Below are 21105 nucleotides of genomic sequence, written 5' to 3'. Positions count from 1 at the left end.
GGCTCAGCCGGGCTGGGGGCCGGTGGCGACGGGGCGGGAGGGGTCGGCGGTCCATTCGCTCCAGGAGCCGACGTACAAGGCCGCGGGCACCCCGGCCACCGCGAGGGCCAGCACCTGCTGGGCCGCGGAGACGCCCGAACCGCAGTAGACGCCGACCTCGGCGGTCGCCGTGGCGCCCACCGCGGCGAACCGCTCGGCCAGCTCGGCGGCGGGCCGGAAGACCGTGCCGCCCTCGGCGATGTTCTCGGCCGTCGGCGCGGACACCGCGCCCGGGATGTGGCCGGCGACCGGGTCGATGGGCTCCACCTCGCCCCGGTAGCGCTCACCGGCACGGGCGTCGAGCAGCACCCCACGACGGGCCAGGGCCGCGGCCTGCTCCGCCGTCAGCAGCGGCATCCCGCCGGGCACCGGTGCGAAGTCGCCGGGCTCGGGGGTCACCCGGTCGGTGCTCATCGCGCCGCCGGACGCCTGCCAGGCGGCCAGTCCGCCGTCCAGCACCCGCACCTCGCGGTGGCCGGCCCAGCGCAGCAGCCACCAGGCGCGGGCGGCGGCCCAGCCCTGGCCGCCGTCGTAGGTGACCACCGGGCGGTCCGCGCGGACGCCGGCCGCCCGCATCGCGGTGGCGAAGGCGTCGAGGTCGGGCAGCGGGTGGCGGCCGGCGGTACCGGGCTTTCCGGCCAGTTCGGCGTCGAGGTCGACATAGACCGCGCCGGGCAGGTGGCCGGCCTCGTACTCCGGGCGGCCGGGCGGGCCGCCGAGCTGGTAGCGGACGTCCAGGAGCACCGGACCAGTGGCCCCGGTCAACTCGCTCGCGAGTTCGGTAGCGGTGATGATGGCATTCATGGGTCTCATCCTTGCGTAGCGACGACTACGTACAGAAGGCGGGAGCCCACCCTCCGTATGACGGAGTTACCCTCTGCCGTCACCCCGGAGTAGCGGACTGGGAACCTCAAAACGGGCATTCTCCCTCGGGAACGCGCCATGGACGGCGCGGCCGGGGCGCACACCAGGGCACCGGGTGCGAGCATCTGCTCGGGACCTGCGCCCGTACCGCACCTACCGCACATGGTCCGCCCCCAACGCTCCGAGGAGAGAGTGACAATGACGACCGAGGCCGCGACTCGGCGGATGCCCGGCGCTCCCTGCTGGGTGAGCCTCCTGGCCCACAGCCTGCCCGCGACGCAGGAGTTCTACGGCGCGCTGTTCGGCTGGGAGTTCCGCCCGGGGCCGCGGCATTTCGGACCGTACGCCCGGGCCTTCCTCGACGGCAGAGAGGTCGCCGGGATCGGTGAACTGGCGCCCGACCGGGACCTGCCCGTCGCCTGGACCACCTATCTGGCCAGCAACGACGCCGATGTGACCGCCGAGCAGATCCGCTGCTGCGGCGGGACGGTGGGCGTGGGGCCGCTGGACGCGGACGACGACGCGGGCCGGATGGCGATCGGTTCGGACCCGCAGGGCGCGATCTTCGGGATCTGGCAGGGCCGGACGATGATGGGCACCGCCATCACCGGCGAGCCCGGCACCCCGGCCTGGAACGAACTGGTCACCCAGGACACCGCGTCCGTAGGCCCGTTCTACGAGCATGTCTTCGGGTTCGAGACGGAACCGTCGGCGCCGGCCGGCGGGGCCGACGACTATCTGACGCTGTCCCTCAAGGGCCGAGCGGTGGCCGGCATCCACGGGGTGGGCGGCGACCGGCTGCGCGACGGCGGCCCCCACTGGCTGACCTACTTCGCCGTCCCGCACACCGATGCGGCCGTCCGCCGGGTCACCGAACTGGGCGGCCACGTCCTGGCCGCGGCCCATGACTCCCCGCACGGCCGGCTGGCGACGGTCGCCGACCCCGAGGGCGCGGTCTTCGCCGTCATCGAACGGGGCTGAGCCGGCCAGGGCGCCTCCGGGGCAGGACTCCTGACGTGCCGTCATGGCCGTTGCGACGGGGCGGATTCGGCTACCACAGCGGGGCTTCCGGCGGGACCGGGAGGACGTCCGGCGACAGCGCGTCGGCACGGGCCGCGGCGCTGGTCATCCGGCGCAGGTGGTGCCGCCTGCACAGCACCTCGTAACCCATCTCGCCCTGGGCCTGGTTGACGTCACCCACCACCACCCCGATCTGCAGCGCGCCAGTGTGCAACCGGCCCGGACCCTGCTCTCCTTCGGCTCCCTCACTCGACAGCCCGCACAAGTTCGCCTGGGACGTGTCCGGTTGACCGGTGCAAGAGGTGGTCGACGGCCGGTGATTCGGGTGATCAGGCGCCTGGTCTCAGCGCGAACGAGGTGGCCGCTAAAGCGGCTCTGGGGCCGCCGCCGCTGGGGGCTCCGCTGCGAGCGATTCCGCGGTGTTCTGAGTGTCTTTCCAACCACCCCGTAGGGCCGACACGGCCAGCAGGCACGACACCATGGCGGCCGCACCGCAGACCACGTATCCGAGCGAGTAGCCCTGGCCGAGTGCGTCCCGGGCAAGGGATGCCGCCTGACCGGGTGTGGACTCCAGCGGGACCGAGTTCACCGCCAGCGGGCCCCCGGCGTGGGCCACCTCCGTGGCAGCGCTCTTCACCGCTGGGTCGAGCGAGGACGCGGAAGACGGGACCGGAACTCCGAGGCGGCATGGCCGAGCGCGACCGCGCCGATGAGCGCCGGGCCGAGGGTGAACCCGAAGTCCCGGAGCAGGCTCGTCGATGCGCTGGCCATACCGGCGTAGTGAACGGGAACCGTGTTCACGGCGACGGCGGTGAGCGACGCGATGCTGAACGCGTAGCCGATGCCCGCCAGGCCCAAGGGCGCGAGGTACGTACCGAGCGAGGTCTCCCGTACGTCCACCGTCGCCATCCAGAAGTCGCCCGCGGCCATCAGCAGCAGGCCACCGGAGAGCAGCCAGCGCGGGTTCGCCCGCTCCAGCAACCGCGAGATGACCGGAGTGAGCACCAGCGAGAACCCGCCGAGCAGGACGAAGGCCACCGAGGTCCGCAGCGGGCTCTGGTGCTGGATCACCCCTATCCGGATGCTGGTCGCATAGGCGGTGCCGAGGAAGCTGAACATGCCGACCACCGTGATCACCGAGACGACGGCGAACGACCGGTTGCGGAACAGGTCGAGGCGCAGCAGGGGGGTGCGGGCCCGGTGCTCCGCGAGGACGAACAGCACGAGGAACACCGCGGCGACGGCGAAGGCGCTGATCACCGAGGGGGAACCCCAGCCGTCGGTCGGCCCCTGGATCACCGCGTAGAGAAGGGCGAACAGGCCGATGAGGATGGTGATCTGGCCGCCCCAGTCGAGTGAGCGGCCTTCCGGTGAGCTGGAGTCCTCGGCGCGCAGCCAGCAGACCAGCGCGACAACCACGGCCAGTGCGGCGACGATCACAAAGGAAATCTTCCATGAACCGTACGTTCCGGAAATGCCGCCGAGTACGGGGGCGACGAAGCCGCCGGTGGAGAGCGATGCGGTCCAAAGCGCGATACCCCGAGCCCGGTCACGCGGCGTGTGCGTGCCGGCCGCGACCATGGCGAGCGTGGTGGGGAAGAGCGCCGCCGCGCCGAGGCCGCCGAGGAGCTGGCCCGCCCACAGCTGGGGGACGCCGCCGGCGGTCGCCGCGACCACCTCGCCCACCGCCAGCAGCCCCGCGCCTCCGACCAGCAGCCTCTTGCGACCGAAGAGGTCGCCCAGCACGCCGAAGGTCAGTTCCAGTACGGTCACGGGCAACAGGAACGCATCGGAGATCCAGGTGAGTTGGGAGCCGACCGGCTGCAGGCTCTCCTGGAACAGCCCGTTCAGGGTCGCCGGCATGGCCAGCGCGATCTGGGCGAGGCACACCGCAAGACAGCTCGTGATCAGCGTTCCCGTACGGCGAGAGCGGCCGGACCGGAGACGGTGCAGCTGGTCCGGAACGGCCTTGGTTCTTGGACTGGTCATGACGTCACTCGCTTCCACTTGTCGCCGGCTCGGGCCGGCCTGCCGTCCTGCTCCAAGAGCACGACTCATGCCGTGCTCAGGTGTTGTCCTGGCGGTCCGCGAAGGCGCGGGCCACCTGGCCGGCCAGCTTCGCGGTGCTGATCAGCACGGCGCGGTTCGCCGCCGCACTGCGTCCCTCGGTCGCCGCGGATACGGCCTTCAGCAGGTAGGGGGTGATTGCCGCGCCGTGCACACCGTCGCGTTCGGCTTTCCGCACGGCGCCTTGGACAGCCCGCTCGATCCGCTCGCTGTCCAGCGCGTCCTCGGCCTCGATGGGCGAGGTGACGACCACCGATCCCGTCGCCCCGGCCTTCCAGTGCAGGTCGATGGCCGCGGTCAGTGTCGTGAGCTCGTCGGCCCGCTGCGGGTTGGGGAACCCGCTGGAGGTGCAGTAGTACGCCGGGAAGTCCTCGCACCGGTAGCCGATCACCGGCACCCCCAGCGTCTCCAGGTATTCCAGCGTGAGGCCCACATCGAGAATGCTCTTGGCTCCCGCACACACCACGGCGACCTGACTGCGCGTCAGCTGCAGCAGGTCCGCGGAGATGTCGAAGGTGACCGAGGCATTGCGGTGCACTCCGCCGATGCCTCCGGTGGCGAGCACCGGAATCCCGGCGACGCCGGCAATGAGCGAGGACGAGGCCACGGTGGTGGCCCCCAGTCCACGCGAGGCCAGGATCAGCCCGATGTCCCGTGTACTGGCCTTGGGAATGTGCCGGGTGCCGGCGAACCGGTCCAGTTCGTCCTCGCTCATCCCGACAACGAGGCGCCCGTCAGCAATGCCGATCGTGGCGGGTGTGGCGCCCCCCTCGCGCACCGCCCGGCCGATGGCGAGCGCCCATTCCAGGTTTCCTGGGTACGGTGGCCCGTGGTTGATGACGGTGGTCTCCAGCGCCACCACCGGCCGCCCCTCCCGAAGGGCCTGTGCGACCTCATCACTCAGGCGTAGCAACTCGCGCATCTCTCCTCCTTCTTGACGCGCGGGCCACGACAGCATTCGGGGAATTCTTCAGCGGCCTTTTCCGGCGTCGAGAGTGGCGACCATGGTCGACCCCCTGGCTGAGATGCACCTGACGGCGACCTGACGCCCCCGTGGGAGCAGTCGGCGCGCTGCGTCAGTGGCGTGCCAGGTCGGCATCAGAGCCGGGATGCAGGGTGCTGATGACCGGTGTCCGATCCGTGATTCCGGGCAGCCGGAATGCCGAAAGGAGCCCTCAGCATGCTTCCGAGCACTGACAACGACGGCATCGCGGAAGCGGCGCAACGGCTCTGGAACGCGCGGGTGAGCAGTCTGCCCTGTGCGCCGGTCCGCTCACTGCTGGGTGCCGGAGATATCGAGGCCGCGTATGCGGTGCAGGAAGTGAACACCCGACGGTCGCTGTCCGAGGGGCGACGGCTCGTCGGGCGCAAGATCGGGCTGACCTCGCCGGCCGTGCAGAAGCAGCTGGGTGTCGACCAGCCGGACTTCGGGATGCTGTTCGGCGATATGGCCGTGTGCGACGGTGCGGAAATCGACCTCACACGGTTGATCGACCCGCGCATCGAGGTGGAGATCGCCTTCGTTCTGGGTACCGACCTCGCCGATGAGTGGGCGACGACGGCCGATGTGCTGCGCGCGACCGCATACGTGGTGACGGCGATCGAGGTGGTCGACTCACGGGTCGCCGCCTGGGACATCGATATCGTCGACACCGTCGCGGACAATGCGTCCAGTGGCCGGTTTCTCCTCGGCGGGACCCCGTGCCGTCTGGACGGACTGGATCTGCGGGAGAGCGGCGCGGTCCTGATGGCCGGTGGCGAACCGCTGTCCGTCGGAGCCGGGGCGGCATGCCTGGGGCACCCGGTGAATGCCGTGACCTGGCTCGCCCGCCGACTGGCCAGGACCGATTACCCGCTCTCTGCCGGCGACGTGGTCCTCTCCGGTGCCCTTGGCCCCATGGTCCGCGTCACGGCCGACACCGTCTACGAAGCGCGCGTCTCCGGGCTCGGTTCGGTACGCGCCGAGTTCGCGAGGGGCAGTCACTCGTGACCGCACCGGTCGCCGTTCTCGGGTCCGGCACTGTCGGCACCGACCTGATGTTCAAGGTCCTCCGACCGTCCAGCACGTCGCAGAGGGCGGCCATGGCGGGGATCGACCGCGCGTCGGAAGGGCCGGCACGGGCTCGTCGGCCGGGCACACCGACCACAGCGCCGGGCGCCGAGGGACCGGCCGAACTGCCCGGATTCAAGGAGACCGAGCAGGCACCTACCGCCGACGACACGTGAAAGGCTCGCCATGAGTGGAACGACGTCAATGCACAAGCTGGCCGCGCGACTCGATGAGGCAGCCCGGCGGGGCGAGGTCACCTCGCAGCCCTCGCAAGGGGCTCCGCTGAGTGTCGCGGACGCCTACACGGTGCAGGAGCTGTCCCTCGCCCGGCGGCTCGACCGCGGCGAGCGTCTGGTGGGGGTGAAGATGGGCTTCACCAGCCGGCAGAAGATGGCGCAGATGGGCGTGGACGAGGTCATCTGGGGCCGCCTGACCGACGCCATGCTGGTGCCGGAGGGTGGCCGGCTCCCACCGGGCTGCTGCATCCATCCACGCGTTGAGCCTGAGGTCGCCTTCCTGATCGGACGCGACATACCTCCGGGCGCGCGGCCGGAAACCATCACCTCGGCGGTGACTGCGGTCGCCCCCGCCTTGGAGATCATCGACTCCCGCTATGCGGACTTCCGCTTCACCTTGGCGGACGTGGTGGCCGACAACGCTTCCGCCGCCGGGTTCGTCCTTGGAGCCTGGCGGGCCGTTCCGTCGTCACTGGACTGCCTCGGGGTGCTCCTGGAGGTGGACGGCCGGATTGCCGAGGCCGGCTCCACCGCGTCGGTCCTCGGCGACCCGTGGCGTTCGCTGGTGGCCGCGGCACGGCTGACCGGGCGGGCCGGGATGCCGCTGCAGGCGGGGTGGGTGGTGCTCGCCGGCGGTGCTACCGCGGCTGTTCCGCTGCGTCCGGGGGCGCTGGTGCGCACGGTGGTCGAGTCACTGGGTTCGGCTTCGGTGGCGGCGGCGCCGAGCTCTCCACGGCCTTAGCGGTGCGGTCCACGTCGCCGGCCAGCCAGGTCGGCGTGGGCATACCCGTCCGGTCGCGGATCTGCCGTGCCCGGGCCAGCAGATCGGCGGCGCGCGGCCGGTCGGTGCGGCAGACCGTGCTGGCCAGGGCTTCGAGGCCGATGGCCAACATCCAGGGGTCGTGGACCGACTCGCCGGTGGCGATGGCGGTCTCGAAGCACCCCCGTGCCTCCGCCGTCCTCCCGAGCTCGACCAGCACCAGGCCCAGGCAGACGCGGCACAGCCCCGCTTCCCTGGACAGAGCCATGCGTTCGTAGGACTCCAGGGCGCTGGTGTGCAGGGCGCCGGCGCGCTCCAGATCCTTGTCGGCACGTACGAGGATCCCCAGGCTGTTGCGGGCGCTGGCAGCGGGCTCTTCGGCGCCGATCCAGGCAGCGGTGTTCAACGACTCCTGCAGCAGGTCCCGGGCAGCATCCGGATCGCCGCGGAGGATGGCCAGCCGCCCCAGGTCTGCCAGCCGTGCGGCGACCATCTCGGCCAGCCCGAGGCGCCGCGCAAGGCTGAGCCCTTCGTCGGCGAGCGCCGTGGCCTCACGGTAGTGACCGCGGCACTCGCTGACCGCACCGAGGCGGAACAGAGCGCGCAGCACTCCCCATTGGTCGCCGCTGAGGCGGTAGTGCGTCAGGGCGTGGGTGAACAGTTCGGTGGCCCGTCCGGCCTCGCCCTGCCAGAACGCACCGAGGCCGGCAACGATGTAGGAACTCGCCAGCACCCAATGGTCGGTGGCCTCGTCCAGCCCGTCGAAGGCACGGGCGATATGCGGTGCGGCCTCGGCGTGCTGCCCCTGGCGCATCAGAGCGTGCGCCAGAAACGCCGAGGCGAGCGCGAGATCGGCGTCGGAGCTGCCGGCGGCGGCCCCAACGTCCAGGGCCTGGCGGCCGAGGCGCACGGCGGCGTCGAGGTCGTGTGCGTTCTGCGCGAGGTGGGACGCCCAGGCAAGGGCGAGCGCATGGACGGTGGGGGACGTTTCGCGGCCGTCCAGCTCCAGCGCGGCCAGGAGCCGTCGGGTGCCGCTCTGATGCTCGGCGCGGATCCACCAGTACCAGGCGAGCGCGCCCGCCATCCGCTGCGCCGGTTCGGCTTCCCCGCTTCCGAGCAGCCAGTCCAGGGCGGTGTCGAGGTTTCCCGTCTCACGTTGCAGGGTGGCCAGCCACTCGGGCTGGTCGGGCCCGCGCACCCGCCTGCCGCCCTCCTCGCCGAGCGCGCGGAAGTACGCAGCGTGCAGGTCGCGCACCTGTGCGTAGTCGTTCGTGGCGTGCAGCCGGGCGTTGCCGTACTCCCGGATCGTCTCCAGCATGTCGTAACGCGCGTGGTCGCCCGTTCCCACCTCGGCGGATACCAGGGACTTGTTGACCAGGCGGTCGATGCAGTCCCGCACGGCCGTCGTGCCCATGTCCGGCAGGGCGGCGCAGACGGCCGCTGCCGCGTCGGCGGTGAAACCGCCCGAGAAGACCGAGAGCCGGTCGAAGACCGCGCGCTCTGCCGCGGACAGCAGTTCGTAGCTCCAGTCGACCATGGCCGCCAAGGTGCGGTGGCGCGCCGCCGCGGTGCGGGAACCCCCGGTCAGCAGGCTGAAGCGGTCGGCCAGCGCGCGGGTGATGTCCGTGATCGACATCGTCTTGGTGCGTGCGGCGGCGAGTTCGATCGCCAGCGGAATGCCGTCCAGCCGGCGGCAGATCTCCCCGGCGTGTACGGCGTTCCCTTCGGACAGACGGAAGTCGGGGCTGACGGCACGGGCGCGGTCCACGAAGAGCTGCACCGCTTCGTGCCCGGCGATGGCCTCGGGGTCCTCGTCGGCCGCACCGGGATACCGCATGGGCGGCACGGGCAGCTGCATCTCTCCGGGGACTCCGAGCGGCTCCCGGCTGGTCGTGACGATGCGCAGCCGTCCGCAGTCCCGCAGCAGCGCTTCCACCAGCTCGGCGACGGCCTCGACGAGATGTTCGCAGTTGTCCAGCACCAGCAGCAGCTGCTTCTCCTGGAGGTATTGCCGCAGACGCTCGACGGCGGGCCGTACGGTGCCCGGAGCGGGTGCCGCCTGCATGGTGGAAGACGGCTGCGACCTGACGTCAAGAGCCTGCAGGATCGCGCTGGCCACCCTGTCCGGTTCGGTAACCGGGGCCAGTTCCACCACCCATACGCCGTCGGGCAGCGGCAGGTCGGCAGCGCCGACCGCTTCCAGGGCAAGGCGGGTCTTCCCGGTCCCGCCGGCCCCGGTCAGGGTGACCAGCCGCCATGAACGGATGAACTGGCGCACCTGACCGAGCACATCATGGCGTCCGACGAAGCTCGTCAAGGGGGAGCGCAGGTTGCCCTTGGCGCACGCGGTCGAGGCTGCCGTCTGGGGGGCCGGCGGGGAAGCGGGGCCGAGCAGGCCCGCGTCATGGATCAGGATCCGCTGCTCCAAGCGCTGCAGTTCCTCGCTCGGTTCGACCCCCAGCTCATCGACGAGATGTGCGCGGGCCGTCCGGAGCACACTCAGGGCTTCAGCCTGGCGGCCGGCGCGGTACAGACTGGTCATGAGCAGGGCGGAGAAGCGCTCCCGGAGCGGGTGTGCCCTGGTGAGTGCGGACAGTTCCGGGATGACCTCGGCATGGTGGCCCACGGCGAGGTCCGCCTCGATGCGGCTCTCCAGGGCGATCAGCCGCAACTCGTCGAGGCGGCTCGCTTCGGTCCGGGCGAAGCCCATGTCCAGGACGTCGGCGAGGGCGGGCCCGCGCCACAGGGCGAGCGCCTCGGACAGCGTGGCGGCAGCGGCCGCCGGCTCACCGGACATCTGTGCCGTGCGCCCGGCCGCCACCAGGTCCTCGAACCGGTAGAGGTCGACGTCCTCGCGGTCCACGTCCAGCATGTAGCCGCCGCTTGCGGTGGCGATGCGCTTGCTGCCCAGAATCGCCCGCAGCCGGGAGATCTGAGCCTGGATCGTGTTCGCAGGGTGGGAGAGGTGGTCCTCGCCCCAGACCTCGTCAAGGATGCGATCGGTGGAGACCACCGTTCCGCTGTGCAGCGCGAGCAGGGCCAGTAGAGTCCGCTGCCGGGGACCCTCAAGGGGAATCTGCTCTTCCCCCTCGCGGACTTCCAGCCGACCAAGCAGCTGAACTCGCATGCGAAAAGGGTAACACCCCCGGTCAGCGGCCACTTTGTCACGCGGCATTGCTTCCGTCGGTATCGTCCGTCTCGAACAGCGGACGGTCGCGATAGCGGTCCACCCGGCCGGGTGGACCGACCAAGGGAGCGGGGGACAGCTCGCGGAACTCGCGGTCGAAGTACATCAGCGGCTGCCCGTCGTGCACCTGAACGCTTTCGACCTCCCCCACGAGGATGCTGTGGTCACCGGCGTCGTACTGGGCGGAGGCCCGGCAGACCAGGCTGACCAGCGCGCTGGGCAGGACGGGAACTCCGCCCTCGGTGCGGAATCCGGCCCGGGCGAACTTGTCCGCGCCGGGCGTCGCGAACCGCAGGGCGAGCGTCCGGTGCTCGGGGCGCAGCACATTGATCGCGTACCGCTCCGCCTGCTTCAGCACGTCGTGTGAGCGTGCGGACACGGCCGGGCAGAACAGGACCAGTGGCGGCGACAGGGACACGGAGCAGAAGGCACTGACCGTGATGCCCCAGGCCTCGCCGGCCGCATCGGTGGTGGTGGCGATCGTCACGCCGCTGGGGAAGCTACCCAGCGCCCGGCGGAAGGCGTCAGCGTCCATCAGCGGCCTCCGATGCCGTGCCCCGCCGCGCTGCCCCGTCGGACAGGTCGATGATGCCCTCCGGGCGGCGGACGAAGTCGAAGATCCTCTTGGTGAGGGGTTCCTTGTCGTATGCCTGGAACAGCATGGCCGCAACGCGTTCCGGTGCGCCGAAGAAGAAGCGCTCGTAGAGCGCCTGTCGCGCGCCGAAGCCCGATACGGCCACGTCCTGGGCGAGCCGGAACAACCCGATGCGCTGGGTGGCTTCGAGATTCTCCAGCGCGAAGTAGGTGTCGATGTCACCGGCGGTTGCCGAGGTCAGGTCCGCCAGGGCGGGCGTGGCCATCAGTGAACTGGAGCCGAGGAGCTGGACCAGTTCGACCAGCCGCTGGTACTGCTGCGGGAAGACGTTGCGGGCGGCGTCCAGCGGCATCCGGTCGGGTGTCATGGTGCCCCACTGGTCGGGCCTGGCGTTGGCCTCGCTCGCGGTCAGGCAGGCCTTCATCAGTTCCACCACACACATCGCCTCGGCGATCTGCGCCTGCGTCTGCGGGGCGCGGTCACGCTGGTTGGCCCAGGTCATGGCGCACAGCAGCCCGACCATGAACTCGGCCTTCGCGATGTTCTTGCAGACGACCTGATGCATCATGTGAATCAGGGAATTCGTCGCCGAATGCACCGTGTTGCACGAGGACGGGTCCTCCAGCAGGAAGACCCGCTCCCAGGGGACCTCGACATCGTCGAACACGACGACCGCGTCCATTTCCTCGAAGCGGGCCGACAAAGGGGCGTCGAAGGCCGGCCGGCCCGTGTCGTAGCTGTCCCGGCACAGGAACCGCAGGCCGCTGGTGGCACAGGGGATGGCGAAGGCGAAGGCGTACCGGGTCGACGACGGGTCGTCCTTGAGTGAGGTGGAGGGGAACACCACCAGTTCGTCGGCCAGTGGGCCGAGCGTGGCCAGGAGCCGTGCCCCACGTACCACGATGCCACGGTCGGTGTGTTTGACGATGTGCAAGGCGACCTGTGCACTGGGCATTCCCTGATCGGTGAGTCGTCGGTTGACCGACGGATTGACCAGGGTGTGGGTGAGCACGATGTCGTTCTCCCGCAGGTGGCGGAAGTACGCCTCGATGTTCCGGCCGAACTCGGGGTTGACCGCCGTGAAGAACTCCGAGGCGGAAGCCAGGGCCATGAACGAGGAGTTGAGGTAGTCGGGAGTGCGCCCCAGCATTCCGCCACTCCACCGTGCGGCTTCCAGAAAGGCGGCAGAACGCTTGCCCAGGTCTTCCTGGGTTACGGGGCGCAGAAAGGACGTTCCGACTCGCTCCCCGGTCTCGGGTGAGGGGACGGTGAGAACGTCACGCAGCTCCGGTTCGTGCTGCCGGTCGAGCCAGGCGCCGATCGAACGTGCTCCGCGGCGCAGGGCGGGGTGGGAGGTGACGTCTTCCACCGGTTCCCCGCCGATCCAGACCTCTCTGCCGTCGTTGAGGCCCTGAAGGTATTCCTGTGCTGTGCGCGCACCCATGTGACCGATCCTCCTTCGTTGCTGAGACAGATTCGCTACCGCGAGCCCTCGACCGGACTGAAGGCGATGACCTTCATCTCGATCAGGAGGTGCGGGTGCGGGAGTTGATGGACGGCCACGGTGGTACGAGTGGGGCCGTCGAAGTCGAAGAACTCCGCATAGGTCTCGTTGTAACCGGCGAAGTCATTCATGTTGACCAGGAAACTGGTGACATCGACGATGTCGGTGAGACCCGAGCCGGCGGCAGCCAGGATGCGTTCGATGTTCTCGATCACTGCGCGGGTCTGCGCGCGAATGTCCAGCTTCACCGTGCCGAACTCATCCGCCTCCGCGCCGATATGCGTGTTGTCGGCACGTCGTGAACTGATGCCCGAGACGAAGATCAGGTCGCCGACGCGCCGGACATGTGGATACCTGCCGCGTGGCACCGCCTGATCAGCGACGACGCCCCGCGTTCCGTGACTATGCGTCATGACCACGCTCTCCGTTCCGCCGACCGCCGGTTGCCGCTGCGCCCGGCGGCATCACGAACGGCCCGGCAACGTCGTGCACGCTGCCGCAGTTCGCACACGTACGCAGTTCCTCGCTGCCGTTGAACCGCTCGATAGCGGCCTTGACCTGGACCTCAATGTCCGCCAGTCCGAACCATGTCTCGTTGAGCCGGTCACCACAGCCTTTGCAGTACCAGAGGATGCAATCGGGCTCCTGCTCGGTGCGCACCCGCTGGATGACCGCTCCCCAGGTCCCCGCGGGTCGCAGCGGGCAGTGCGGCACCATCGCCGGCATCAGGAGAACGTCGCCTTCGCGGACGGTGACGCTCTCCAAGCGTCCGTTCTCACCTCGGTAGTCGACCTGCATGTCGCCGGTGAGCTGATAGAAAATCTCGTCGCTCGGACTGAGGTGGAAGTCATTACGCGAGTTGGGCCCCCGGGACACCATGAAGATGAACTGGGATCCCCCCTTCCACAACTCTCTGTTGCCTACCGGGGGCTGAAAGTGACCGACATTGTCGCTCATCCAGCGCCGCAAATTGAGAATGATCGGATCCATCGCCATCTTCGCCCTCTCTTCTGGGGCCAGCAGCCCGCCGCACCGTCCAGCAACTGGTGCCCGGGGGAGCAAATCCTGTTGCCCCTATCGTCAGGACCGGGCTGAGAAAGTCCTGACACGGCACTGACACGCAACTGACGACGCAGAATTCACGCGGGCGACCGGGGCGTACGGGTCGTGCAGGGTCTCGCCAAGTGCTGCCGGGTCGTTCCTGAGGGGCGCACAGCGACAGCCCTCAGCCGGCGAGGCGCAGCCCCACGCGCACATGGCGCCCCGCCGTGGTGTGGTGCACCTCGGTCCACTCCGTGAGGGATTCGATGATCCCCATGCCCCGCCCGTGCTCATCGCTGTCAGTGCCGTCCCAGGAATGTGGCACCACCGCCCCTGAGTCGGTTACCGAGATCAAGAGAATGTCTCCGACCCGGGTCAGGACGACCGTCGTATCGGCGTGGCCGTGCTGGACAGCGTTGACTGCGAGCTCGTCGATGACCAGCACGGCGGAGTCCCGCGCCGTTCCGGAGACGCCCCAGCGGCCGAGCACCTGCGTCGCGAAGGCGCGACAGGCGCATACGAACGGCTCTTCCGAGGGCATGGCCAGAACGGCCCGAGGAGCTCCGTTCCTGGTGTGATCCACGTTCCGGCGTTGCGGGGCAGCAGGGCACCACGCCTGGGGCGATGCCGACCCACCCTCCCAGCGGAGGGCGTCGGTCACGGGCTCGTCCACCGGAAGGCCCGCATTCACTCCGTTGCTCATCTCCGCCGCCTCCCCGTACTCGGTGCTCCATGGGCTGCGGATGCGAGTCATGCTTCACCGGCGGGCTGATGCGCCCCTTACCGTGCGCTGACATGCCGGCAGAGCGCATCCGGGCGCAGACCCGGTTGCCCACGTCAGCACGAGTTCCACCTCAGTGGTTCTCGTCCGACGCTGTTCCGCCGCGGCGGGCGAGCGCGACCAGTGCGAAGGTAACGCTGATGAGCAGCGCCCAGGCGCCGATCTTCGCCGCGGAGACCGGTTCCCAGCCGTGGAGCTGGTACGGATAGCGCCATGCCCCGAGGTAGGTGGCGATGTTCTCCGCGCCCCACAGGAAGAACCCGATCAGCGCGAAGGAGAGCGCCAACGGCATCCGGTGCCGCACGCCCGCCACCGTGAACCGCACCCAGGTCCTGGCCGTCACCACCAGCAGCGCGGCGGCGAGCGGCCACCGCACGTCCGGCAGCCAGTGGTGGGTGAAGAAGTTCAGGTAGATCGCCGCGGCCACGACGGCGGTGGGCTTGGGGCGGTACCGGACGAGGTTCAGACCTCCGTGTCCATGGGTGCAGGGGCGGTGGACGGGTTGCGACTGGTCCACCCCCCCTGGTGGTCGTCGCGCCCCGTCGTCAGCGGTTCGTGGCGGTCCGGCTACCCGCCGTGGTTGGTCCTTGCACCGGGATCGGCCGCCCTGGTCCTGCCTTGACGCATGGTCAATCCGACGTGACCGGCAGCACGTCAGGCGAAAGCGCCGCCGCTCGTGCCGTCGCGCCCGTCACCCGCTTGCGATGATGACGGCGGCACAGGACCTCGTACCCGACGGCCTCCGCAGCCCCACCCACGTCCCCCACCACGACCTGTTCGCCCGCGACGACCATCTCGCCGCCCACCGTGCGAGCGTTGTGCGTGGCCCGTGCCCCGCACCAGCACATCGCCTCGACCTGGAGCGTCTCAATCCGGTCGGCCAGCTCGATCAGCCGCTGCGACCCCGGGAACAACTTGGTCCGGAAGTCCGTGGTGATACCGAACGCGAAGACATCGAGATCCAGATCATCCACGATCCGGGCCAGCTGATCGATCTGCTCCGGCACCAGGAACTGAGCCTCGTCCACAATGACGTAGTCCGCCTTGCCGCCCCGCGACATGCGCTCCACCACGAACGCGTACAGATCCAGCCCCGGGGCGGCCTCCACCGCGTCGGTCACCAACCCCAGGCGCGACGACAGCTTGCCGGCTCCCGCACGGTCCTCCCGTGTGAAGATCACGCCCTGCAGCCCCCGAGCCGCCCGGTTGTGCGCGATTTGCAACGCCAGAGTCGACTTCCCACAATCCATCGTTCCAGAGAAGAACACCAGTTCAGACATGGGGTCGGGGGTGGCCTTTCAGGTCGGGACAGCGGTCGGGGTCCGCGCACGGCGGGCCGGTCTCAGGGCGTACGGGGGCGTTGAGGGAAGCGGGCGGGGTGGGGCCCGAGCGTCAGGTGCGGACTTCGAGCAGCGGCACCAGCTGCTCCACCGGGGTCATCGAGCCGTGCATCCCGACCATCTCTGACTCGCGGGGCTCCCGTTCGGTCGCGATGATCACCATGTCGGCGTGGGCGGCCGCCACGACATCGCCGATCCGGGCCCGCACCCGGTCGTCGACCTGCGGTCCGAACCACCCCGCGGCGATGGCCTCATCACGGCTCGCGACCCACATCTGCTCCCCGACCACCTCGCGCCACACGGCGAGCACATCAGAGGCCGCGCCGGGGTGGGCGTACACGTGCCGGGCCCGGCCCTCGCCGCCCAACAGGCGCACACCGGCCCGCAGTTCCCAGTCCTCGTCGAAGTCGATCCGGGACTCGGGGTCGAAGGGGATGTCGATCATTCCGTGGTCGGCGGTGACGTAGAGGGCGCTACGCGGCGGGAGTTGCTCGGCCAGCCGCTGCGCGAGCCGGTCGACGTACATCAACTGGCCACGCCAGGCATCGGAGTTGACGCCGTAGCGGTGCCCCTTGCCGTCCACCTCGGAGTAGTACGTGTAGACCAGCGAGCGGTCGCCCGCGGCGAGTTGCTCCGCGGCGAGGTCCATCCGCTCCTCGCCGGAGAGCCGGCCGTGGAAGCTGCCCCCGCTGAGCGCGATCTTGGTGAGCGGGGTGTGCTCGAAGTTCGGCGCGGACACCTGGCAGGTGTGGATACCCGCCGCGTCGGCCCGCTGGAAGACCGTGGGGTACGGCTGCCACAGGTGGGGGTCGGTCCACGGGTACCAGCGGAGCTGGTTCATCAGAGCGCCGGTGGCCGGGTCCTCGCAGGTGTAGCCGGGCAGGCCGTGGGCGCCCGGCGGCAGGCCGGTGCCGACCGAGGCGAGCGAGGTGGCGGTGGTGGAGGGGAAGCCCGCGGTGATCGGTTGGCCGCTGCCGTTGAACGACGTCCCCAGGAGTGAGCTCAGGAACGGCGCCTCCTCCGGGTGGGCGCGCAGCAGCTCCCAGCCCAGGCCGTCGATCAGGAAGACGCAGACCCGGTCGGCGGGCGTCAGCTCCAGCGCCCCGTCGAAGCCGTTGACGCCGAGGCCGGCCGCGACGGTGGGCAGCAGGTCGGCGAGCGAACCGGTGCCGTAGCGGGGCACCGGGGCGCCGAGCGGGTCGAGCGGTACCGGTTCCGACCAGGCGGCGGCGATGTCGACCATCAGCGGGAAGTGGTGGCCGCGGTGGCCTCGGAGAGCGCCTGGGCGAAGGCGAGCGTCTCGCGCACCGAGTCCGGGCCGTCGCCGGCCTCGCTGACCCGCAGCGAGAGGTCGTCGGCGGTGGAGGAGCCGGTGTAGCCGTGGTCCGCCTCGCAATTGGGGTCACCGCAGGCGGCGGGCTCCAGGTCCAGCCGGGCGACCGCGCCCCAGCCGATGGTCAGCACCACCTCGCGGGGCAGCTGCCCCGGGGTGTACGACTCGGGGTTGGCGACCACGCGGCTGAGCACCACCGAGGAGATCCGGCCCAGCTTGACGGACTCGGTGGAGGTGGTGGCGTAGGGCGAGGGAGAGGTGGCGTCGGCGGCCTGCTCGTCGGTGTGGCTGACGATGAAGCGGGTGCCGGTCAGGACCAGGACGGTGACATGGCGGCGGACCTCGTTGGCATCGAAGGTGGTCTCCTGATGAACGAGGTACGACACCACCGGCTCACCGCCGACCGCGGCCTGCACCGCCTCGGCCACGAGCGTCGGGTAATAGCCACTGCGCTCGATCGCCGCGCGCAGCCCCTGGGTCGTCGTACCGGTCTTAGCCATGGGGTCCATCCTACGGGGCCTGCCGGGGAGTACGGGCCCCCTGGGGCGAGGCCGGGCTTCTAGTAGGCGGGCAGGCGGCGGGGGCCCAGGTCGGTGGTCGCGGGGGGCGGGGCCAGTCGCACGGAGGCGCCCAGGACGTTGAGGCCGTGCGGGGAGACCACGACCGGTTCGAGGTCGACGGTGACCACCTCGGGGTGATCGTCGACGAGCCGGGAGACCCGCAGCAGCAGCTCCGCCAGCGCGGCGGTGTCGACCGGCCGGGAACCGCGCCAACCGAACAGCATCGGGGCGGCGCGGAGGGAGCGGATCTGCTCGGCGACCTCGCGGTCGGTGGCGGGGATGAGGCGGTGGGCGATGTCACCGAGCAGTTGGGAGGGGGCGCCGGCCAGGCCGAAGGAGAGGACGGCGCCGGCGGCGGGGTCGATGGCCGCCCGGATGACCGTGTCGACACCGCGCGGCACCATCGACTGGACGACCGGACGCAGCTCCTCGGGCGAACCGAGGAACTCGGTCAACTCGGCGTAGGTGCGGCGGAGTTCGATCTCCCCGGCGATGTCCAGGCGGACCCCGCCGAGGTCGGCGCGGTGCCGCAGATGGGGGGCGGTGGTCTTGAGGGCCACGGGGTAGCCGAGGCGGGCGGCGGCGCGGGCGGCGGTGTCCGGGTCCGGGGCGGGGAGGACGGGGCGGGTGTGGATGCCGTAGCGGGCGAGCAGCGCCTCGGCGTCCTGGGACGGCACCGGGACGGAGCGGTCGCTGGGGGCGCCGGTGGTGAGCCGGGCGAGGAGGCGCTCGATGTCGGCGCCGGCCGCCGCCTCCTGGATGTCGTCGTACTCGGGCACCCGGCCGGGCTCGGCGGCCTCCCGGCGCCAGGCGGCGTAGCGCACGGCCTCGGCGAGCGAGCGCACGGCGCGCTCGGCGGCGGGGTAGGCGGGGATACGGAGCGGGGCGGGGCGACGCCGGAGCGGGGTGGCGGCTCCGGCGTCCGCGGCCGGGGGCGTCGCCGGCGCCGTAGTGGTCGGCGGGGGGCCTGGGGGGAACGGGGGGCGGGGCGGAACCGGACGGTACGGGGGGTAGGGCGGGACGGGTGGGATATGCGGGATCGCAGGGGCCGACGGGGCTGATGGGGCCGATGGGGCCGATGGAGCTGATGAAGCCGATGGGGATCGCGGGTGGCCCGGGGAGGACTGCGGGTCCTGCGGGTCCTGTAGTCCTTGCGACTCCTGTGGTCCCTGTGGGGCAGGTGGAGGTGCTGCGGAGCCCGTGGGCAGGGCAGCCGCGGAGGGCGCGCCCTGGCTCCGGGCGGGCTCGGCCGTAGCCATCCCCTCCCCCGGGTGGCCCGCGGCCGCGGGGCCCGGCCGGTCGGTGGGCGGAGCCGGGGCGGCGAGGGTCTCGGCGAGATCCTCCATCGCCAGGTGGACGACGGTGACCGGCTTGTGCGGATGGGCCGCGGCGGCACTGCGCAGGGCGGCGGCCAGCGCGGTGCCCTCGCCCCGGCCGGGGGAGGCTCCGTCCTGCTCCCCCACCCAGGGGATGGCCGTGACGACGACAGCATCGCAGGCGTCACTGGCCAGCGTCTCGTCGAGCGCAGTGCGGAAATCGTCCGGCGTCGCCGCCGAGGCCAGCACCCGGGGGTGCAGCGGGCGCAGCCGCTCGGTCAGACAGGCGTCGTAGGCGAGCAGCGCCAGCGACTCGGAGTTGCCGAGGATGGCGATGCGCGGGCCGGCCGGCAGCGGCTGGGAGGCCAGCAGCAGACCGGCGTCGATCAGCTCGGTGACCGTGTCGACGCGGATCACCCCGGCCTGGCGCATCAGTGCGGCGACCGTGCTGTCCGGGACGCGGACCGTGGGCACCGCGTGGCCGAGCGGGGCGGTGCCGTGGTGCCGTGCGCCCTTGGCGACCACCACCGGCTTGACCGCGGCGGTGCGCCGGGCGAGCCGCGCGAACTTGCGCGGGTTGCCGATGGACTCCAGATAGAGGATCACCACGTCGGTGTCCGGGTCGTCGTACCAGTACTGGAGCAGGTCGTTGCCGGAGACATCGGCGCGGTTGCCGGCCGAGACGAAGGTGGAGATGCCGGCGATACCGCCGTCCCCGGGGCCGCGCGCATGCAGCCCGCTCAGCAGGGCGATACCGATGGCACCGGACTGAGTGAACAGGCCGATGTGGCCGGCACCGGGCATCTGAGGAGCGAGCGAGGCGTTGAGCCGGACGTCGGCGGAGGTGTTGAGCAGCCCGAAGGCGTTGGGGCCAATGAGCCGCATGCCGTACGAGCGGGCCTGGCGGAGCAGGGCGCGCTGCCGCTCGCGGCCCTCGGGGCCGGCCTCGGCGTACCCGGAGGAGAGGATCAGGACGCCCTGGACGCCGTGTTCACCGCAGTCGCGGACCGCGTCGGGGACGCTCACGGCGGGGACGGCGATGATCGCGAGGTCGACCGGTTCGGAGACCTCCCGCAGGGAGCGGACGGCCGGCACGCCCTCGGGTTCGAGCCGGTCCTGCTCGGCCGGGAAGGCGTGGTTGACGGCGTGCACCCGGCCGGTGAAGCCGGAGCCGAGGAGGTTGCGCAGGGCCGTGCGCCCGATGCCGCCCGGGGTGCGGCCGGTCCCGATGACGGCGACCGCCCCGGGGGCGAGCAGGCGCTGTACGGAGCGGGCCTCGGCGCGCTGCTCCCGGCCGCGCATCACGGCCAGGGACTGCTCGGTGGGCTCCAGGTCGAACTCCAGCCGGACGACGCCGTCTTCGAAGGTGCGCTGCTGGGTGTAGCCGGCATCCGTGAACACCTTGATCATCTTGGAGTTGGCCGGCAGCACCTCGGCGGCGAACCGGCGGATGCCGCGCTCGCGGGCGACCGCCGCGATGTGCTCCAGAAGGGCGGAGGCGACGCCGCGGCCCTGGTGCGCGTCCTGGACCAGGAAGGCGACCTCGGCCTGGTCGTCCTCGGGGCTCTTGGCGGGCAGCCCCTGGTCGTTGATCCGGTCGTAGCGGACCGTGGCGATGAACTCGCCGCCCACCGTGGCGGCGAGCCCGACCCGGTCGAAGTAGTCGTGGTGGGTGAAGCGGTGCACATCGCGGTCGGACAGTCGCGGGTAGGGCGCGAAGAAGCGGTAGTACTTCGACTCGTCCGAGACCTGTTCGTAGAAGGAGACCAGCCGTTCGGCGTCATCGGGGGTGATGGGGCGGATCCGCGCCGTGCCGCCGTCGCGCAGCACCACATCGGCTTCCCAGTGGGTCGGGTATGCGAGGTCCGGCGGCGTCTGCATGCGGACAGCGTACGACCGGGCACTGACGGCGGGGCCGGACGCGTACCCTCGGGTCAGATGGAGAGCTGAGGGAGCACTCCCGGCACCGTGAGAGACTGGTCTAGACAACAGTCACGACTTTGAAGGGCAACACCATGGCTGAGCGCCGCGTCAATGTCGGTTGGGCCGAGGGCCTGCACGCCCGCCCCGCGTCGATCTTCGTCCGTGCGGCCACCGCCTCGGGCGTGCCGATGACGATCGCCAAGGCTGATGGCAACCCCGTGAACGCGGCCTCCATGCTCGCGGTGCTGGGCCTGGGCGCCCAGGGCGGCGAGGAGATCGTGCTGGCCTCCGACGCCGAGGGCGCCGAGGCGGCGCTCGACCGCCTGGCGAAGCTCGTCGCCGAGGGGCTGGAGGAGCTCCCCGAGACCGTCTGACTCCGTCCGGAGCCCGCCATGTGCAGCGGCCCCGGGGGGGGGCCGCCGGGGGGGGGGGGGGGGGGCGGGGGCGCGCGCCAAGTGCGGGCAAAACCGGGCCGGCAGGGACGGCCCC

17 protein-coding genes and 2 pseudogenes are annotated in these 21105 nt (G+C 70.9%); 4 read left to right on the top strand and 15 right to left on the bottom strand.

Annotated features, from left to right (window positions below; all coding sequences use genetic code 11):
- Positions 1–3: 3 nt before the first annotated feature.
- Entirely contained in the window at positions 4–843 is an 840-nt protein-coding gene (locus AB0G84_RS35715; RefSeq protein ID WP_361330711.1) for a sulfurtransferase, read from the bottom strand.
- Between the two features lie 258 nt (positions 844–1101).
- Here AB0G84_RS35715 and AB0G84_RS35710 point away from each other — a divergent pair, with 258 nt between their 5' ends.
- Positions 1102–1884, top strand: a complete 783-nt coding sequence (locus tag AB0G84_RS35710) for a VOC family protein (protein ID WP_361330709.1) — start codon at positions 1102–1104, stop codon at positions 1882–1884.
- Between the two features lie 70 nt (positions 1885–1954).
- Here the strand turns inward: AB0G84_RS35710 and AB0G84_RS35705 are convergent.
- From AB0G84_RS35705 to AB0G84_RS35695, 3 genes and pseudogenes are all read right to left on the bottom strand, one after another.
- Positions 1955–2110 (bottom strand): annotated as a pseudogene (locus AB0G84_RS35705) (thymidine kinase); the annotation flags it as partial.
- Positions 2111–2556: 446 nt separating this feature from the next.
- A complete protein-coding gene (locus tag AB0G84_RS35700; RefSeq protein WP_361330706.1) occupies positions 2557–3912 on the bottom strand; it encodes an MFS transporter in 1356 nt (451 codons plus the stop codon).
- Positions 3913–3988: 76 nt separating this feature from the next.
- Positions 3989–4912 (bottom strand): pseudouridine-5'-phosphate glycosidase, encoded by a 924-nt coding sequence (locus AB0G84_RS35695; RefSeq protein WP_361330703.1) that lies wholly within the window; start codon positions 4910–4912, stop codon positions 3989–3991.
- A 258-nt stretch (positions 4913–5170) separates the two neighbouring features.
- Here AB0G84_RS35695 and AB0G84_RS35690 point away from each other — a divergent pair, with 258 nt between their 5' ends.
- Positions 5171–5980: a fumarylacetoacetate hydrolase family protein gene (locus tag AB0G84_RS35690; RefSeq protein WP_361330700.1), complete on the top strand. Its 810-nt coding sequence runs from the start codon at positions 5171–5173 to the stop codon at positions 5978–5980.
- Between the two features lie 264 nt (positions 5981–6244).
- Complete coding sequence (locus tag AB0G84_RS35685) at positions 6245–7018, top strand: fumarylacetoacetate hydrolase family protein (protein WP_361330697.1); 774 nt, start codon at positions 6245–6247, stop codon at positions 7016–7018.
- On the opposite strand, the gene AB0G84_RS35680 is transcribed toward AB0G84_RS35685, so the two are convergent.
- From AB0G84_RS35680 to AB0G84_RS35630, 11 genes and pseudogenes are all read right to left on the bottom strand, one after another.
- The gene (locus tag AB0G84_RS35680; RefSeq protein ID WP_361330694.1) at positions 6915–10163 is read right to left on the bottom strand and encodes a BTAD domain-containing putative transcriptional regulator; all 3249 of its coding nucleotides are present in this window, start codon (positions 10161–10163) and stop codon (positions 6915–6917) included. The genes AB0G84_RS35685 and AB0G84_RS35680 overlap by 104 nt on opposite strands.
- 37 nt (positions 10164–10200) lie before the next feature.
- Positions 10201–10758: a flavin reductase family protein gene (locus tag AB0G84_RS35675; RefSeq protein ID WP_361330691.1), complete on the bottom strand. Its 558-nt coding sequence runs from the start codon at positions 10756–10758 to the stop codon at positions 10201–10203.
- A complete protein-coding gene (hpaB, locus tag AB0G84_RS35670; RefSeq protein WP_361330688.1) occupies positions 10748–12262 on the bottom strand; it encodes a 4-hydroxyphenylacetate 3-monooxygenase, oxygenase component in 1515 nt (504 codons plus the stop codon). The genes AB0G84_RS35675 and hpaB overlap by 11 nt, the downstream gene beginning before the upstream one ends.
- 35 nt (positions 12263–12297) lie before the next feature.
- The gene (locus tag AB0G84_RS35665) at positions 12298–12735 is read right to left on the bottom strand and encodes a RidA family protein (RefSeq protein ID WP_361330685.1); all 438 of its coding nucleotides are present in this window, start codon (positions 12733–12735) and stop codon (positions 12298–12300) included.
- Positions 12725–13318 (bottom strand): 3-hydroxyanthranilate 3,4-dioxygenase, encoded by a 594-nt coding sequence (gene nbaC, locus AB0G84_RS35660; RefSeq protein ID WP_361330682.1) that lies wholly within the window; start codon positions 13316–13318, stop codon positions 12725–12727. The genes AB0G84_RS35665 and nbaC overlap by 11 nt, the downstream gene beginning before the upstream one ends.
- 229 nt (positions 13319–13547) lie before the next feature.
- Entirely contained in the window at positions 13548–13904 is a 357-nt protein-coding gene (locus AB0G84_RS35655; protein ID WP_361330679.1) for an ATP-binding protein, read from the bottom strand.
- 313 nt (positions 13905–14217) lie between these two features.
- Positions 14218–14610: pseudogene (locus tag AB0G84_RS35650) on the bottom strand (DUF817 family protein); the annotation flags it as partial.
- Positions 14611–14773: 163 nt separating this feature from the next.
- Positions 14774–15424: a thymidine kinase gene (locus AB0G84_RS35645; protein WP_361330677.1), complete on the bottom strand. Its 651-nt coding sequence runs from the start codon at positions 15422–15424 to the stop codon at positions 14774–14776.
- Between the two features lie 112 nt (positions 15425–15536).
- A complete protein-coding gene (locus AB0G84_RS35640) occupies positions 15537–16727 on the bottom strand; it encodes a nucleotide pyrophosphatase/phosphodiesterase family protein (RefSeq protein ID WP_361330674.1) in 1191 nt (396 codons plus the stop codon).
- The gene (locus tag AB0G84_RS35635; RefSeq protein WP_361330671.1) at positions 16727–17317 is read right to left on the bottom strand and encodes a DUF5998 family protein; all 591 of its coding nucleotides are present in this window, start codon (positions 17315–17317) and stop codon (positions 16727–16729) included. The genes AB0G84_RS35640 and AB0G84_RS35635 overlap by 1 nt, the downstream gene beginning before the upstream one ends.
- A 59-nt stretch (positions 17318–17376) precedes the next feature.
- Positions 17377–20574, bottom strand: coding sequence for a GNAT family N-acetyltransferase (locus tag AB0G84_RS35630; RefSeq protein WP_361330668.1), 3198 nt, complete (start codon positions 20572–20574; stop codon positions 17377–17379).
- A gap of 134 nt (positions 20575–20708) precedes the next feature.
- On the opposite strand from AB0G84_RS35630, the gene AB0G84_RS35625 reads away from it, so the two are divergent.
- Positions 20709–20990, top strand: coding sequence for an HPr family phosphocarrier protein (locus tag AB0G84_RS35625; protein ID WP_026170334.1), 282 nt, complete (start codon positions 20709–20711; stop codon positions 20988–20990).
- Positions 20991–21105 lie beyond the last annotated feature (115 nt).

The organism is Streptomyces sp. NPDC020742 (assembly GCF_040641675.1).
Lineage (GTDB): Bacteria > Actinomycetota > Actinomycetes > Streptomycetales > Streptomycetaceae > Streptomyces.
This window is presented reverse-complemented; position numbering and strand designations above follow the sequence as displayed.

Coding starts and splice junctions, on each gene's coding strand:
- AB0G84_RS35690 (WP_361330700.1), top strand. CDS start 5,171: ATGCTTCCGAGCACTGACAACGACGGCATCGCGGAAGCGGCGCAACGG.
- AB0G84_RS35665 (WP_361330685.1), bottom strand. CDS start 12,735: ATGACGCATAGTCACGGAACGCGGGGCGTCGTCGCTGATCAGGCGGTG.
- AB0G84_RS35640 (WP_361330674.1), bottom strand. CDS start 16,727: ATGGTCGACATCGCCGCCGCCTGGTCGGAACCGGTACCGCTCGACCCG.
- AB0G84_RS35710 (WP_361330709.1), top strand. CDS start 1,102: ATGACGACCGAGGCCGCGACTCGGCGGATGCCCGGCGCTCCCTGCTGG.
- AB0G84_RS35625 (WP_026170334.1), top strand. CDS start 20,709: ATGGCTGAGCGCCGCGTCAATGTCGGTTGGGCCGAGGGCCTGCACGCC.
- AB0G84_RS35645 (WP_361330677.1), bottom strand. CDS start 15,424: ATGTCTGAACTGGTGTTCTTCTCTGGAACGATGGATTGTGGGAAGTCG.
- hpaB (WP_361330688.1), bottom strand. CDS start 12,262: ATGGGTGCGCGCACAGCACAGGAATACCTTCAGGGCCTCAACGACGGC.
- AB0G84_RS35635 (WP_361330671.1), bottom strand. CDS start 17,317: ATGGCTAAGACCGGTACGACGACCCAGGGGCTGCGCGCGGCGATCGAG.
- AB0G84_RS35700 (WP_361330706.1), bottom strand. CDS start 3,912: ATGACCAGTCCAAGAACCAAGGCCGTTCCGGACCAGCTGCACCGTCTC.
- AB0G84_RS35695 (WP_361330703.1), bottom strand. CDS start 4,912: ATGCGCGAGTTGCTACGCCTGAGTGATGAGGTCGCACAGGCCCTTCGG.
- AB0G84_RS35685 (WP_361330697.1), top strand. CDS start 6,245: ATGCACAAGCTGGCCGCGCGACTCGATGAGGCAGCCCGGCGGGGCGAG.
- nbaC (WP_361330682.1), bottom strand. CDS start 13,318: ATGGCGATGGATCCGATCATTCTCAATTTGCGGCGCTGGATGAGCGAC.
- AB0G84_RS35715 (WP_361330711.1), bottom strand. CDS start 843: ATGAATGCCATCATCACCGCTACCGAACTCGCGAGCGAGTTGACCGGG.
- AB0G84_RS35680 (WP_361330694.1), bottom strand. CDS start 10,163: ATGCGAGTTCAGCTGCTTGGTCGGCTGGAAGTCCGCGAGGGGGAAGAG.
- AB0G84_RS35630 (WP_361330668.1), bottom strand. CDS start 20,574: ATGCAGACGCCGCCGGACCTCGCATACCCGACCCACTGGGAAGCCGAT.
- AB0G84_RS35655 (WP_361330679.1), bottom strand. CDS start 13,904: ATGCCCTCGGAAGAGCCGTTCGTATGCGCCTGTCGCGCCTTCGCGACG.
- AB0G84_RS35675 (WP_361330691.1), bottom strand. CDS start 10,758: ATGGACGCTGACGCCTTCCGCCGGGCGCTGGGTAGCTTCCCCAGCGGC.